The 13,303-nt window shown below is 61.8% G+C and carries 13 protein-coding genes and 2 tRNA genes; 8 read left to right on the top strand and 7 right to left on the bottom strand.

All coding sequences use genetic code 11. The annotated features are described in order from the left end of the window. The first annotated feature begins 24 nt into the window (after positions 1 to 24). Complete coding sequence (aceK, locus tag CUC44_RS12555) at positions 25 to 1,752, top strand: bifunctional isocitrate dehydrogenase kinase/phosphatase (protein WP_100860265.1); 1,728 nt, start codon at positions 25 to 27, stop codon at positions 1,750 to 1,752. 103 nt (positions 1,753 to 1,855) lie between these two features. Here the strand turns inward: aceK and CUC44_RS12550 are convergent, their stop codons facing one another. Then, positions 1,856 to 2,245 carry an META domain-containing protein gene (locus CUC44_RS12550; RefSeq protein ID WP_100860264.1) on the bottom strand — a complete coding sequence of 130 codons (390 nt, stop codon included), beginning with the start codon at positions 2,243 to 2,245 and terminating at the stop codon, positions 1,856 to 1,858. Positions 2,246 to 2,413: 168 nt separating this feature from the next. On the opposite strand from CUC44_RS12550, the gene CUC44_RS12545 reads away from it, so the two are divergent. Beyond that, positions 2,414 to 2,890: a hypothetical protein gene (locus CUC44_RS12545; protein WP_100860263.1), complete on the top strand. Its 477-nt coding sequence runs from the start codon at positions 2,414 to 2,416 to the stop codon at positions 2,888 to 2,890. A gap of 3 nt (positions 2,891 to 2,893) precedes the next feature. Here CUC44_RS12545 and CUC44_RS12540 read toward each other — a convergent pair whose 3' ends face one another. Both CUC44_RS12540 and CUC44_RS12535 read right to left on the bottom strand, forming a co-directional pair. Beyond that, complete coding sequence (locus CUC44_RS12540; RefSeq protein ID WP_100860262.1) at positions 2,894 to 3,373, bottom strand: putative 4-hydroxy-4-methyl-2-oxoglutarate aldolase; 480 nt, start codon at positions 3,371 to 3,373, stop codon at positions 2,894 to 2,896. A 41-nt stretch (positions 3,374 to 3,414) separates the two neighbouring features. Next, complete coding sequence (locus tag CUC44_RS12535; RefSeq protein WP_100860261.1) at positions 3,415 to 3,822, bottom strand: DUF3293 domain-containing protein; 408 nt, start codon at positions 3,820 to 3,822, stop codon at positions 3,415 to 3,417. Positions 3,823 to 4,208: 386 nt separating this feature from the next. Here CUC44_RS12535 and arcA point away from each other — a divergent pair, with 386 nt between their 5' ends. Then, a complete protein-coding gene (gene arcA, locus CUC44_RS12530; protein WP_010673581.1) occupies positions 4,209 to 4,928 on the top strand; it encodes a two-component system response regulator ArcA in 720 nt (239 codons plus the stop codon). Positions 4,929 to 5,095: 167 nt separating this feature from the next. Here the strand turns inward: arcA and CUC44_RS12525 are convergent. Together CUC44_RS12525 and CUC44_RS12520 are read right to left on the bottom strand one after the other, a co-directional pair. Then, a tRNA-Gly gene (locus tag CUC44_RS12525) sits at positions 5,096 to 5,170 on the bottom strand. 103 nt (positions 5,171 to 5,273) lie between these two features. Then, positions 5,274 to 5,347: transfer RNA gene (locus CUC44_RS12520), tRNA-Gly, on the bottom strand. A gap of 201 nt (positions 5,348 to 5,548) precedes the next feature. On the opposite strand from CUC44_RS12520, the gene cydD reads away from it, so the two are divergent. The 4 genes from cydD to CUC44_RS12500 all read left to right on the top strand — a co-directional run bounded on the left by cydD (position 5,549) and on the right by CUC44_RS12500 (position 10,030). Then, positions 5,549 to 7,324: a heme ABC transporter permease/ATP-binding protein CydD gene (cydD, locus tag CUC44_RS12515; RefSeq protein ID WP_100860260.1), complete on the top strand. Its 1,776-nt coding sequence runs from the start codon at positions 5,549 to 5,551 to the stop codon at positions 7,322 to 7,324. Continuing rightward, on the top strand, positions 7,317 to 9,062 hold the full coding sequence (gene cydC, locus CUC44_RS12510) for a heme ABC transporter ATP-binding protein/permease CydC (RefSeq protein ID WP_100860259.1): 1,746 nt from the start codon (positions 7,317 to 7,319) through the stop codon (positions 9,060 to 9,062). Before cydD ends, cydC begins: the two co-directional genes overlap by 8 nt. Positions 9,063 to 9,262: 200 nt before the next feature. Beyond that, a complete protein-coding gene (gene rcsF / locus CUC44_RS12505; protein WP_100860258.1) occupies positions 9,263 to 9,637 on the top strand; it encodes an Rcs stress response system protein RcsF in 375 nt (124 codons plus the stop codon). Between the two features lie 6 nt (positions 9,638 to 9,643). After that, positions 9,644 to 10,030, top strand: coding sequence for a DUF488 domain-containing protein (locus tag CUC44_RS12500; protein ID WP_100860257.1), 387 nt, complete (start codon positions 9,644 to 9,646; stop codon positions 10,028 to 10,030). A gap of 104 nt (positions 10,031 to 10,134) precedes the next feature. On the opposite strand, the gene CUC44_RS12495 is transcribed toward CUC44_RS12500, so the two are convergent. Next, positions 10,135 to 11,130, bottom strand: coding sequence for an NAD-dependent epimerase/dehydratase family protein (locus CUC44_RS12495; RefSeq protein ID WP_100860256.1), 996 nt, complete (start codon positions 11,128 to 11,130; stop codon positions 10,135 to 10,137). Positions 11,131 to 11,355: 225 nt separating this feature from the next. On the opposite strand from CUC44_RS12495, the gene tsaA reads away from it, so the two are divergent. Continuing rightward, positions 11,356 to 12,060 (top strand): tRNA (N6-threonylcarbamoyladenosine(37)-N6)-methyltransferase TrmO, encoded by a 705-nt coding sequence (gene tsaA, locus CUC44_RS12490; RefSeq protein WP_100860255.1) that lies wholly within the window; start codon positions 11,356 to 11,358, stop codon positions 12,058 to 12,060. Between the two features lie 74 nt (positions 12,061 to 12,134). Here tsaA and CUC44_RS12485 read toward each other — a convergent pair whose 3' ends face one another. Then, positions 12,135 to 13,256, bottom strand: a complete 1,122-nt coding sequence (locus CUC44_RS12485) for a beta-ketoacyl-ACP synthase III (protein WP_100860254.1) — start codon at positions 13,254 to 13,256, stop codon at positions 12,135 to 12,137. Positions 13,257 to 13,303: the final 47 nt, after the last annotated feature.

Raw genomic sequence — 13,303 nt, 5'->3', positions numbered from 1 at the left:
CGACACATCACAAGGAAGAGAGAGATGCAGCAGCCATTGGAACAGGCGGTCGCCGAGACGATCTTGCAGCGCTTCGAATCATTTTACAGCCGCTTTCTGGAAATCACCCAGGGCAGCAAGAGCCGCTTCGAGAACAGCGACTGGCTGGGAGTGCAGCTCGCGGGACGCGAGCGCATCCGCCTCTACGATCACCATGTGGGCGCCACCACGGCCCAGATCAAGCAGATGATGGGGGAGCAGTTGCCAAGCCAATCCCTGCTCAAGCAGGTGAAGGGCGCCTTCAGCGATCTGCTGCCCAAATGCGAGAACTTCGAGGTGGCGGAGTCCTTCTTCAACTCCGTCTATCGCCGCATCTTCCGCCATCGCAACATCCGCGACGAGAACCTCTACATACACCCCTTCGTGAGCCGGGGGGAGCACCCGGATCTCGGCGCCCTGCTGCGGGTCTATCGCACGGATCTGACTCGTCTGCCCCAGACCCTGAGCAAGCTGCTGGGGGATTACAGCTTCACCCTGCCCTACGAGGACAAACAGCGGGATATTGTCGACATCCACCGCCATCTTGCGGAGAACGGTCCGGGTATCTTGCATGATGAGCCATTTGCCATCGAGCTGTTGAAGGAGGTCTTCTACCGCAACAAGGGAGCCTACCTGGTGGGGCTGATCCGGGTGAGGGACGAGGTGCATCCCTTTATCCTGCCCTTGCTCAGCACGGGCCAGCATATCTATGTGGACACCGTCATCTTCGAGCCCGAGCTCGCCTCCATCGTGTTCGGTTTCGCTCGCGCCTACTTCATGGTCTATGCCCCTGTGCCGGCCCTCTATGTGCTGTTCCTACGCCAGATCATGCCCCGCAAGCCCGATTACGAAATCTACAACGCCATCGGCTGCCAGAAGCACGGCAAGACGGAGCTCTATCGCCACTATCAGCAGCACCTTGGTGCGAGCCGGGAGCAGTTCATCATAGCCCCCGGCATCAAGGGCATGGTGATGAGCGTGTTTACCCTGCCCTCCTACGACGTGGTGTTCAAGGTGATAAAAGACGAGTTCACGCCCCCAAAAGACGTGAGCCACGAGCAGGTGAAAGCGAAATACCGGCTGGTAAAACAACACGATAGGGTCGGCCGCATGGCAGATACCCAGGAGTTCACTAACTTCGAGTTTCCCCTGGACCGCATCTCCCCCGAGCTGCTGGCTGAGCTCAAGTCGGTGGCGCCCTCGGCGCTGACCATCACAAGCGACAAGCTGGTGATCAAGCACCTCTACACAGAGCGCAAGATGATCCCGCTCAACCTCTATCTGGACAGGGCGGACGAGCAGCAGACCCGGCTCGCGCTGGAAGAGTACGGCAATGCCATCAAACAGTTGGCGGCGGCGAACATCTTCCCGGGCGACATGCTGTTCAAGAACTTCGGTGTCACTCGTCACGGCCGGGTGGTGTTCTACGACTATGACGAGATCTGCTACATGACGGAGTGCAACTTCCGCCAGATCCCGCCGCCGCGCTACCCGGAAGACGAGTGGAGCGCCGAGCCCTGGTATTCGGTGGCCCCGAACGATATCTTCCCCGAGGAGTTCGCCACCTTCCTGCTGCAAAAGCCCCAGGTGCGGGAGATCATGATGCAGCTGCACAAGGAGCTGTTCGATGCCAACTACTGGAAGATGCTGCAGGGCAACATCAAGGAGGGGGTGTTCGAGGACGTCTATCCCTACCGGCGCAAGAAGCGCTTTCGCTTTCAACGGGGTGGATGAGTCATCTCATCCCCACTCTCAAGCAAAGAGGGACGCCGCAGCGTCCCTCTCATTGTGCACAACATGGCGGTCTGATTGCGACAGCCAGTGACGGTACCCGGGCTTATTTCACCGCATCAAAGGTGAGCAGCGGCGCCTTGCTGGCATCGCTCAGCACTAGTTGCTTACCCTTGATCTGGTAGGACGCCACCTTCTCCAGGGTCTGCAGGTAGGTCATTTCCTTGCCGGCCAGATCCCCCATGCACATCATGCGGGTCGCCCCCATGGCGCCCAGGGTCAGGACACCGTCCCCCTGCTGGGTGATGGCGCCAAAGTAGCGGTTGCAACCGCCCTTGCCCGCTACCTTGTCGCCCGCCACCTGCAGGGTAAAGGTGTCACCACCCGCCCCTTGCAGCTGCCAGGTCGATGCTTGCAGTTCAGCCATAGTGGAACCCGTTGCCATGGCGCAGCCTCCCAAGGCCAGTGCGGCCAATAGGGTCAGTTTCTTGTTCATGAGTTCGCCTCTTGATGAAGAAAATTAATGAAGACTCGGAGTGACCGGGCCTGTGTACCATGAGTCGGGCGCCAATTAAAACTCTTTTATTGTGACGGAGGCGGCCTTTACAGCCTGCAGGCATGTGCCATGCTTGTAGTCCTGTTCGGACCCAGGGAGGGGAAACGAATGGTTAAATCTCTCGTCATCGCACTCGCATCCGGCCTCGCATTTTCGGCTCAGGCAGCCGACTGGAGCCTCCTCCAACACGAATCCGAGAGCCAGCTTTACGTGAAAAGCTACTCAGGCGTACTGCTTGGCACTCAAACCCATCACAGCGACAACTTCGATCTCTGGCTCATCAACACCGGCTACCAATATCCGGTCGAAGACAATGTCAGCCTCTACATGGAGGCCGGCCCGGCCATCGGCGTCCACAGCGATCAGGCCGGCTTCAATATCAGCTCAGGGGTGCGCTATCAGCTCTCCCCTTCCCTCAACATCGGCAGTCAGGTCAAGCAGTTGGAAGTGAGCAAAGCCAGCACGCTAGTGGAGCTCAACAGCAGCCTGCTGCTGACGCCCAAGCTGGCCCTGACCGCCAACTACGGCCTCAGCGCCTTCAGCACGGAGCACTTCCTGACCCTGGGGGTCGGTTTCAACTTCTAGGGGTCAGAGCAGCTTGGCGCCACTGACCAGCACACCGTTGAGATCGGCGTAGACATAGTCGCCGGGCGCTATGGTCACCCCGGCAAATGACAAGATCCCGTCCAGCTCCCCCTGCCCGCGTTTCTCTGTCTTGACCGGGCAGGCCGCCAGCGCCTTGACGCCGAGCGCCAGGGTCGCCAATGTGCCCACATCCCGCACGGCGCCATAGATGAGGATCCCCTCCCAGCCCTGCTCCGCCGCCTTGATGGCCAGCTGATCCCCAAGCAAGGCCCGGCGCAATGAGCCACCACCATCGATCACCATCACCTTGCCGTGGCCGGGGCGATTCACCAGTTCGCGCACCAGGCTGTTGTCTTCAAAACAGGAGAGGGTGACCGCCTCACCGTGAAACAGCGGTTTGCCGCCGTAGTCGTGGAACAGGGGCTCGGCCACCTGCAGGGCATCCCCGTGTTCATCGCAAAGATCGGGCAGTAAATCCAGCATTGTCATCGTCCTTCCATGGAGTGAGGTCGCTCATTCTTTCATCATGCCAAGCCCCTGGCAATCCAATGGCTGGCCAGCCTGCCCAGATGGAGTGGAGTCCCCTTCAACAAGACGGGCACTAGCCAGAGCTCTCCCTGTTCGACCCAATAGATGGCATTTTGGCCAAAGGCGGCTGCCAGCCGGATCGCCTCGCCGCGGGGAGCCTGCAGCAACAGGGACTCCTCCTGCCAGCCCTCATCCAGTGCACTGCCCCAGAGCGGGCCCATGGCGATAACGTCCGGTGAATCACCCACGAGACGCCACAGGGCGCGCTGGCGACGGGCGTTGCGGCGTGCGCTGACCCAGTGGCTGGCCGGGTTCCAGGCCGTGACGATGGCATAGCCGGACCAGGCGGGTGGCGCGAAGGGGGCAATAAAACACACTTTTCTGTAGTTTTCCCACAAACTCATGTCAATCACATGTTACATCCCATTACATTTCATAGGGGCGAAAAAGCGAGCCAGCCCAAGTATCATGCAGAGAACTCAGGGTTTGACTTATATCAATTCAGAGTTAAAAAGTTGCTATCTGACGGCAAAGAGTGTTGTTATGCGCCTGTTAACTGATAAAATGCAGCAACTTTTGTAATGGACTACCTTTCAGGGCTCCGCTCAGCCAGACTTGTTGAGACCCCGTGTGTGGCACATGGATGTTTGCCGACATAGCTACCAAATTCGCGATGATTCGACCTGATATTCATACCCAGGATGACGTAATAAATTTTCAGGACCGGTCGGATAACGCCAAAGAGTGTTAAAATTTCGAAAATTAACTGATAAGAATCTGGGAATACTCAATGCAAACACCACACATTCTGATCGTCGAAGACGAGCTGGTCACCCGCAATACCCTGAAGAGCATCTTCGAGGCCGAAGGCTATATCGTCCTCGAGGCCAACAATGGCGACGAGATGCATCAGGCCCTGACCTCCCACACCATCAATCTGGTGATCATGGACATCAACCTGCCGGGCAAGAATGGCCTGCTGCTGGCGCGCGAGCTGCGTGAAGATGACAACATAGCCCTGATGTTCCTGACCGGCCGTGACAACGAAGTCGACAAGATCCTGGGTCTGGAAATCGGCGCAGATGACTACATCACCAAGCCGTTCAACCCCCGCGAGCTGACCATACGTGCCCGCAACCTGCTGAGCCGCACCATGAACGTGGCCGCCGGTGGCGAAGAGAAGAAGCTGGTCGAGCGTTACCTGTTCAACGGCTGGGCGCTGGATATCAACAGCCGTGCCCTGGTCAGCCCGGCGGGCGACATGTTCAAGCTGCCGCGCTCCGAGTTCCGCGCCATGCTGCACTTCTGCGAAAACCCGGGCCAGATCCAGACCCGTGCCGAGCTGCTCAAGAAGATGACTGGTCGTGAGCTCAAGCCCCACGATCGTACCGTGGATGTCACCATCCGCCGCATTCGCAAGCACTTCGAGAGCGTGGGCGACACCCCTGAAATCATCGCCACCATCCATGGCGAAGGTTACCGCTTCTGCGGCGAGCTGGAGCAGGAATAATCCCTGCTCGCCAGATCCCAGTGTGGTAAGAAGAGGCGCCGATGGCGCCTCTTCTGTTTTTGGCGCCCAGCCGACCACCCTCTTGGGCAGAGCGGCGAACACCAATCAAGCAAGAAGACGGAAAACAAAAAAGCCCACTCGATGGAGTGGGCTTTTTGCATGAAAACTGGAGCGGGCAGCGGGAATCGAACCCGCATCATCAGCTTGGAAGGCTGAGGTAATAGCCATTATACGATGCCCGCAAGGGATCAAAACTAGCAGTAAATACCGGATATGGAATCAGCGTCAGCATGGCATGCTAGGCAGAGGCGGTAAGGAGACGGGCTCGCTATCGGGTCTTGAAATTGGAGCGGGTGATGGGAATCGAACCCACGTATGCAGCTTGGGAAGCTACCGTTCTACCATTGAACTACACCCGCGTCAGTGGCCTCTACTATATGCATTTTGCCGGCGAGCGCAATCACCGCCAGGGTGTTTTTTGCCATAAATCAAGCTGTTCGACCAACTAATGAGCATGCAGATTATTTTTCAAGCAAACAGTCTCACGCTCCAGTAATGGCAAGGTTGCCAAGCTCAGGGGGCGACGATAGTCTTGCGCCACTCGTTTGAGGAGGGTGGTAATGGACAAGAATACGCAAAAACATCTCTATGGCTGGTTGCGCAAGCAATCGAGCCATGGCCGGCGCTGGATCGGTCTCTCCATCGGCTTTGGCATGGGCCAGGGCGTCCTGATGGTGGCACAGGCCTGGCTGCTGGCGACCCTGCTCCATGGCTTCATCATCGAGGGCACGACGCCGGAGCAATCCATCCCCCTCTTTATCACCCTGCTGCTGGTGACGTCGGCCAAAGCCCTGCTGGCCTATGGCCGCGAAGTGGCCAGTTTCAGAGCCGGCAGCGCGGTGCGCCAGGCCATCCGCGAGCTGGTGCTCACCCGCCTCGCCCGCCTTGGCCCTGCCTATATCCAGCGTCGTCCCGCCGGTAGCTGGGCCAGCCTGCTGCTGGAGCAAATAGAGGACATGCAGGAGTTCTTCTCCCGCTATCTGCCCCAGATGGCGGTCGCCGTCTTCATCCCAGTGGTGATCCTGGTGGCCGTTTTCCCAGTCAACTGGGCCGCCGGCATCATCTTGCTCGGGACAGCCCCCCTGATCCCGCTGTTCATGATCCTGGTGGGGGTCGGCGCCGCCGATGCAAACCGCCGCAACTTCCAGTCCCTGGCGCGCCTCTCCGGCCACTTCCTCGACCGGCTCAAGGGACTGCGCACCCTGCAGCTCTTCATGCGCACCCAGGCCGAGGGTGACGCAATTCGCGATGCCTCGGAAGATTTTCGGGAACGCACCATGGAGGTGCTGCGTCTGGCCTTCCTCAGCACAGCCGTGCTGGAGTTCTTCGCCGCCATCGCGGTCGCCCTGGTGGCGGTCTACTTCGGTTTCTCCTACATAGATCACCTGAACTTTGGCAACTATGGCGTCAAGGTCACGCTCTTTACCGGCCTGTTCGTGCTGTTTCTCGCCCCCGAGTTCTACGCTCCGCTGCGGGAGCTCGGCGCCCACTATCATGCCAAGGCCCAGGCCATAGGCGCCGCCGAACAGCTGCTGGAGTTTTTGGAGGCCGAGGTCAGCGAACCCGCTTCCGGCTCGGCCCCTTTCCACAGCCAGGGCCCCATCGAGATAGAAGCCAAGGCCCTCGAGGTGCTGAGCGCCGAGGGCAAGGTGCTGGTCGGCCCCATCGATTTCCAGCTGGAGGCCGGCTCGCGCACCGCCCTGGTCGGCATCAGTGGGGCGGGCAAGAGCTCCCTGGTCAATGCCCTGCTGGGCTTTGCCCCCTATCGCGGTGAACTCAAGGTCAACGGCCAGGAGCTCGCCAGTCTTGACATGAGCCAGTGGCGATTGCAGCTCGGCTGGCTCTCCCAAAATCCGCAGCTGTTCCACGCCTCCCTGCGCGACAACCTGCTGCTGGCCAAGCCCACCGCCAGCGACACCGAGCTGGAAGCCGTGCTGAAACGGGCGCAGGCCTGGGAATTTGCCCAGGAGAAGGGCTTTGACTATAGCGTCGGCGATCAGGCGGGCGGCCTCTCGGTGGGCCAGGCCCAGCGCATCGCCCTGGCCCGCACCCTGCTCAAGCATACTCAGTTAATGGTGTTGGATGAACCCACCGCCAGCCTGGATCGCCACTCGGAGCGGGCCATCATGGGCACCCTCGAACAGGCTGCGGCAGGCCAGACCCTGCTGATGATCACTCACCGCCTCGATCAGCTCAGCCAGATGGACAAGATCCTGGTGCTGGAGCGTGGTCAGCTGGTGGAGCAAGGCAACTTCCAGCAACTCAGCGAGGCCAGCGGGCCCTTCGCCCGCCTCTTGTCACAACACCTCTCTCAAGGGGACTCTCTCGATGCGTGATCTACTGCCGTTTCTGCGTATCTACCGCCAGCACTGGCTGAGCCTCTCCATCGGTCTCTTGCTAGCCTTCGTCACCCTGGTGGCGGGCATGGGGCTCTTGTCCCTCTCCGGCTGGTTCCTCTCCGCCGCAGCCGTGGCCGGACTGGCCGCCGCTACCCGCGACACCTTCAACTACATGACCCCGGCCGGTGGCGTGCGCTTCTTCTCCATCATCCGCACCGCCAGTCGCTGGGGTGAGCGGGTGGTGAGCCACGATGCCACCTTCCGGGTGCTGACCCGGCTGCGAGTCTGGTTCTGGCAAAAGCTCTCGCCACTCTCTACCGGGACCCTGGCAGGTTTTCGTCAGGCGGATCTGCTCAACCGGCTGGTGACCGACATAGATGCCATGGATCATGTCTACCTGCGCCTCATCACCCCCATAGGGGCGGCCCTGCTGAGCTGCGCTGGTCTGGTGTTCTTCCTCTCCTTCTTCGACAGCGAACTGGCCCTGACCCTGGGTGCCATCCTGCTGGCTGGCATGCTGGCCCTGCCCCTGGTGTTCTACTTCGCCGGTCGCAAGCCGGGCCAGGCCCTGATAGCCGAGAAATCCAGCCTGCGCACCCGACTGGTAGACTACCTGGACGGCCAGGCCGAGTTGCAGATGTTTGCCGCCGCCCCCAAGGCCCTCGATGAGTTGCAGCAGGCCGAGCAGGCCCTGATCCGCGCCCAGGCCCGCATGGCCAGGGTCAGTGGATTGGCCAACGCCAGCGTGCAACTGCTGAGCGGCTGGACCCTGACCCTGATGCTGTGGCTCGCCGGCCACGGTGTCGGTGGGGCGACCCCGGATCCCATCACGGCACTCATGGTGTTCGCCACCCTGGCGAGTTTCGAGGCCCTGTTGCCGCTGGCCGGCGCCTTCCAACACCTCTCCACCAGCCTCACCTCGGCCCGCCGTCTCAACGAGATTTTACAGGAGGCCAAGGCCCCCGAATGGGGAGAGGAGCAGCAGCACGCCAGTGCAGGCAGCCTGCAGATAAGAGATCTCACCTTCACCTATCCGGATCAGACCGAGCCCGTGCTGCGCGGCTACTCCCTGCAACTAAAAGCAGGTGAAAAACTCGCGTTGCTGGGCCAGACCGGCTGCGGCAAGTCCACCCTGATGGGGCTGCTGACCCGGGAGTGGAACCCGCAGGCGGGCGAGATACTGCTGGATGGCAAGCCGCTCACCCATTACGGCGAAGGGGCACTGCGCGCCTCCTTCTCGGTGGTGAGCCAGCGGGTGCATCTGTTTGCCGATACCCTGAGAGGCAACCTCAAACTCGCGGCGCCGGACGCCAGCGACGAGCGACTCATCAAAGTGCTGGAGCAGGTAGGCCTCTCTAGCCTCTTGGACAACCCGGATGAGCTGGCCGAGGGGGGACTGGATGCCTGGCTCGGGGACGGCGGTCGTCCGCTCTCCGGTGGCGAGCGCCGCCGCATCGGCCTCGCCCGTGCCCTGCTGCACGATGCCCCGCTCTGGCTCTTGGATGAGCCGACCGAGGGGCTCGACAGTCAGACCGAGCGGGAGATCATGGCCCTGCTGTTCAAGCTCGGGGCCGATCGCACCCTGCTGCTCATCTCCCACCGCCTGCTGGGACTGGAGCAGATGGACAGGATCGCCCTGATGGAAGAGGGGCGCATTCGCCTGTGCGCCCCCCACGCAGAGCTGCTGAGCGATGACTACTATCGCAGCCTGCACCAGCGGCTCGCACCCGTCTGATCCCGATGAATACCAGAGGGGGCTGCTTGCCCCCTCCCTCTTTTGACACAATCCCCACCCGGTCATGATACTCGTGAGCTACCCAGGGCTGACCCGGCCTGATCCCCGTCACACCCCGTCTTGATGGCTAAAAATGGGGCTGGTCCCCGGCAGCGACTGACCCCTATAATGGTCCCCTCACCGTTCAACAAGACATCGCCATGAAACGCCTGACCCTATTGCTGCTGCCCCTCTTCACCTCCGGTTGCGCCTATTTCTCCTTCAACAGCAATCTGGACAAGGAGAACTTCGACGAGTATTTCAAACCGGGCAGCGTCCAGATCTATGAACAGGGCCAGCTGGCCGATCTCAACTACCTCTACCTCGGCACAGTCGAGGGGGAATCCTGCCAGAGCGATGCCAACCAGGCGGTACCGAACGCAGGTGAAGCCCGCACCCTGGCCCGCCGCCGCGCCGCCGACATGGGTGGCAACGGCATCACCTTCGACAAGTGCGCCGAGTTCAGCGACGTGCCGGGCTGCCTCAAGCAGGTGATCTGCTACGGCCAGGCCCTGAAAGTCGCCGAAGAGAAGTAATCCGCCATGGCTCTCGCCGTAGTCCGCCTCGGCAGCACCCGTCTACCTGACGAGGGGCTGCGTATCGGCACTGTGCGTCGGCCACCCCGAGGCGTGCCCAAAGCTGAGTTCGCGAGCCAAAATTGGTACGACGTCTGGTTCCCCAACCTGGCTCCCAGTCCCGAGACCATGAAGCTCGGCCAGGGCGCCGAGACGCCGGCTCAGTGGGTCGCCTTCTGCAAGCAGTACAAGGCCGAGATGGCCAGCCCGGCCGCCAAGCACGATCTGGCGCTGCTGGCCGCCCTCTCCCACCACACCAATCTGTCGGTGGGTTGCTACTGCGAACTCGAATCCCGCTGCCATCGCAGCATCCTGAAAGAGTTGCTGGTTGGCTGCGGCGCCACCCTGCGCTAGATCCCGCGGTCCCATTGCAAAAAGAGGGCACCCCATGGGTGCCCTCTTTTTATTCGCCTTTCCGGTGCATGTAGCGCCTTGTTCAGGGCGCAGGCACGGTGCGCCTACCGTATGGCGTGCGCGGCCAACACCCGTTGGCGCAGCGCCGCCTCCTCCTCAGCCGTCATCCCGGTCGTGGCGCCCTGCCCCCCCTCCGCCAGCCAGTTCGCCAGATCCGCTACCGTCTCCTCCAGCGGCCGGAAGTTGAGCCCCTGTACTATGGCCGCCTCGGCACTGATCCGGCCATAACCCGCATACTCGGCCTGCTCGTTGGGTAACAGGGTCGGATAGCTCTGCCAGGGCTCTACCCCGGCGGCCAGCAGCTTGGGCCAGGGCACCCAATCTAGCTGGATGGGCGCAGCCGGGCTTAGCCGGGCGGCAATGCGCTCCACCCAGTCCCCCAGCGCTATGCCGGGCTTGAGCAGATTGAACACGCCACCAAGGCGCTGCTCGGCGGCACGCAGCACAAACTCGGCGCAGTCGCGCACGTCCAGGTATTGCAACCGGTCCTGCCCGCTCCCCGGCAGCAGCCAGGGGCCACCCTGCTGTACCCGCCGCACCCACCAGGCGAGGCGACCCGTGTGATCGTGGGGGCCGCACAAGACGCCGGGGCGCAGGATGCAGAGCCGATCTCCCCAGCGGGCGCGGTACTCTGCCTCGCACAGCACTTTGAGGGGACCGTAGTCGTCGGGTATCTCTCCAGCGGGGATCTCGTGCAGGGGCGCCGACTCGTCCATTCCTTTAAGGGTGAAATCCCGATAGACACTGATGGTGGAGATGAAGATGAGATGCTCGCAGCGCCCCTGCAGCGCCGCCGAGAGGCTGGCCGCCTGCTCGGGTCGATAGCAGCAGGTGTCGATGACCAGATCCCAGTGCAGCCCTGCTCCGCGCAGGGCACCGAGATCATGGTCCCTGTCTCCGTGCAGCTGCTGCAGATCCCGCCAGTCCGGGTGCTGACGGCGGCCGCGGTTGAACAGGGTCACCTCGTGGCCCCAATCCAGCGCCAGGGCGCTGAGGTGGCGGCCCAGAAACCCCGTGCCCCCTATGATAAGCAGTTTCATCCCTGTGACTCCTTGTCGGCATGGCTGGCGCCTGGCTGGGGCGCGGACCGGATGGCAATCGTTTTTCCTGCCCCTACCCTACGCAAGTTGGCGCCCCTCGGCAGCCCCCAGCGGGCCGGGATGGGACGGGGATCACGACGGTATCGAAGGGATGGGCGAGGAGCCGAGCCTGCGTTTTGGGGCCGTTCGTGCTAAATTGCCGGGGTTTTTAGCCACGAGTCTGCCATGAAGTTCGAAATCGACACCCTCGGGATCATCCACTCTCCCTACAAGGAGAAGTTCGCCATCCCCCGCCAGCCCGGTCTGGTCAAATCGGCCCGTGCCCGTCTCGAGCTGCTGCCTCCCTACGATCAGCCGGATGTGCTGCGCGGCATAGAGCAGTTTTCCCACCTCTGGCTCAGCTTCGTGTTCCACCAGACCATGGCCCAGGGCTGGCACCCGACGGTACGCCCGCCGCGCCTCGGCGGCAACGAGCGGGTCGGGGTCTTCGCCACCCGCTCCACCTTCCGCCCCAACCCGCTTGGACTGTCGGTGGTGGAGCTGCACGGTGTGGGCCGTGAGCGCGGCAAGCTGTGGCTCGAACTCGGCGCGGTGGACCTGCTGGACGGCACCCCGATTGTCGACATCAAGCCCTACATCCCCTACGCCGACAGCCTGCCGGACGCCCGTGGCGGCTTCGCCCCGGATGCCCCCACCCCGCCGCTGGCGGTCAGTTTCAGCCCTGAAGCGGAGCAGCAGCTCGGCCAACTCGCCTCCCGTCACCCGGAGCTGCGCCAGCTGGTGAGCGAGGTGCTGGCCCAGGATCCGCGCCCGGCCTACAAGCAGGGCAAGCCGGACGACAAAGAGTACGGCGTCAGATTGTTCGAGTTGAACGTCAAATTTAAGATAACTGAACCAAAGTGCGTGATTCTTGCCATAGAAATGGCGTGAAAAACACGAATAACGCAGTGTAAAAAACCACCCAAACGGGTGGTTTTTTCATTGCAAGAGCAAGGTCGGAATGATTAGCGACGCTGCAGCAGCAGGCTGCCGATGGAGTAGCCGGCGCCGAAGGAGCAGAGCACGCCGCGCGCGCCGCTCGGCAAGTCCTGATTGAACAGGTGGAAGGCGATGATGGAGCCCGCCGAGCTGGTGTTGCCGTAGCGGTCGAGGATCACGGGCGCTTCTTGCTGGCTGGCATCGTGGCCCAGCAGCTTGCGGCCGATGAACTGGTTCATGGTGAGGTTGGCCTGATGCAGCCAGAGCCGGTTCAGCTCCCCCGCCTCCCAGCCCTGCTCGGCCAGCTGGCCAGAAATCTGATCGCACACCAGGGGCAGCACCTCCTTGAACACCTTGCGCCCCTGCTGGCGGAACAGCTTGTCATCCCCGTAGCGGGTGCGCGGGCTGAAGCGGTTCAAGAAGCCGAAGTTGTTGCGGATGTTGTTGGAGTACTGGGTCACCAGCTTGCTGGCCACCAGTTGCCAGGGGTTAACCACCTTGCAGTCGGCTTCGCGCTCCAGCAGCACGGCGGTGCAAGCGTCACCGAAGATAAAGTGGCTATCCCTATCTCTAAAGTTGAGGTGACCCGAGCAGATCTCAGGGTTCACCACCAGCGCCAGTTTGGCGGTGCCCGTCGCCAGCAGATCCGCCGCCGTCTTGATGCCGAAGGTAGCCGACGAGCAGGCCACGTTCATGTCAAACGCCATGCCGCCAGCGCCGAGATAGTGCTGCAGCTCGATGGAGAGCGCCGGATAGGGGCGCGGCATATTGGAAGCCGCCACTATCACCAGATCGATCTCGCCCGGCTCGCGACCGGCGGCGATCAGCGCCTGCTCGGCGGCGGCCACCGCCATCTCCACCATGATGGAGGGCTTGTCATCCGGGCGCTCGGGCAGCAGCGGCTGCATGATATCCGGATCCAGCACCCCCTCCTTGCTCACCAGGTAACGGCTCTTGATGCCGGACGCCTTCTCGATGAACTCGCAGCTCGAGTGCTGCTTGGCATCCAGCTGACCGGCGTCGATGGCGGAGGCGTTCTCCTCGTTGTAGAGATCCACATATTGGTTGAAGGCGGCCACCAGCTCTTCGTTGCTGACGGCAAAGGGAGGGGTATAGAGGCCTGAGCCGCTGATTACTATGGAAGTCATCTTTGCTCCTGGCCGGGTGCAATCCCGGCTTGTCTGTTTTGTAGGGT

The organism is Aeromonas lusitana, assembly GCF_002812985.1.
Lineage (GTDB): Bacteria > Pseudomonadota > Gammaproteobacteria > Enterobacterales > Aeromonadaceae > Aeromonas > Aeromonas lusitana.
Note: the sequence above shows the minus strand (reverse complement) of the source record. Positions and strands in the feature narration are given on the sequence as shown.

Bases quoted from the DNA above. Each gene is read 5' to 3' on its own strand.
- aceK (WP_100860265.1), top strand. From the start codon at position 25: ATGCAGCAGCCATTGGAACAGGCGGTCGCCGAGACGATCTTGCAGCGC.
- CUC44_RS12550 (WP_100860264.1), bottom strand. From the start codon at position 2,245: ATGAACAAGAAACTGACCCTATTGGCCGCACTGGCCTTGGGAGGCTGC.
- CUC44_RS12545 (WP_100860263.1), top strand. From the start codon at position 2,414: ATGGTTAAATCTCTCGTCATCGCACTCGCATCCGGCCTCGCATTTTCG.
- CUC44_RS12540 (WP_100860262.1), bottom strand. From the start codon at position 3,373: ATGCTGGATTTACTGCCCGATCTTTGCGATGAACACGGGGATGCCCTG.
- CUC44_RS12535 (WP_100860261.1), bottom strand. From the start codon at position 3,822: ATGAGTTTGTGGGAAAACTACAGAAAAGTGTGTTTTATTGCCCCCTTC.
- arcA (WP_010673581.1), top strand. From the start codon at position 4,209: ATGCAAACACCACACATTCTGATCGTCGAAGACGAGCTGGTCACCCGC.
- cydD (WP_100860260.1), top strand. From the start codon at position 5,549: ATGGACAAGAATACGCAAAAACATCTCTATGGCTGGTTGCGCAAGCAA.
- cydC (WP_100860259.1), top strand. From the start codon at position 7,317: ATGCGTGATCTACTGCCGTTTCTGCGTATCTACCGCCAGCACTGGCTG.
- rcsF (WP_100860258.1), top strand. From the start codon at position 9,263: ATGAAACGCCTGACCCTATTGCTGCTGCCCCTCTTCACCTCCGGTTGC.
- CUC44_RS12500 (WP_100860257.1), top strand. From the start codon at position 9,644: ATGGCTCTCGCCGTAGTCCGCCTCGGCAGCACCCGTCTACCTGACGAG.
- CUC44_RS12495 (WP_100860256.1), bottom strand. From the start codon at position 11,130: ATGAAACTGCTTATCATAGGGGGCACGGGGTTTCTGGGCCGCCACCTC.
- tsaA (WP_100860255.1), top strand. From the start codon at position 11,356: ATGAAGTTCGAAATCGACACCCTCGGGATCATCCACTCTCCCTACAAG.
- CUC44_RS12485 (WP_100860254.1), bottom strand. From the start codon at position 13,256: ATGACTTCCATAGTAATCAGCGGCTCAGGCCTCTATACCCCTCCCTTT.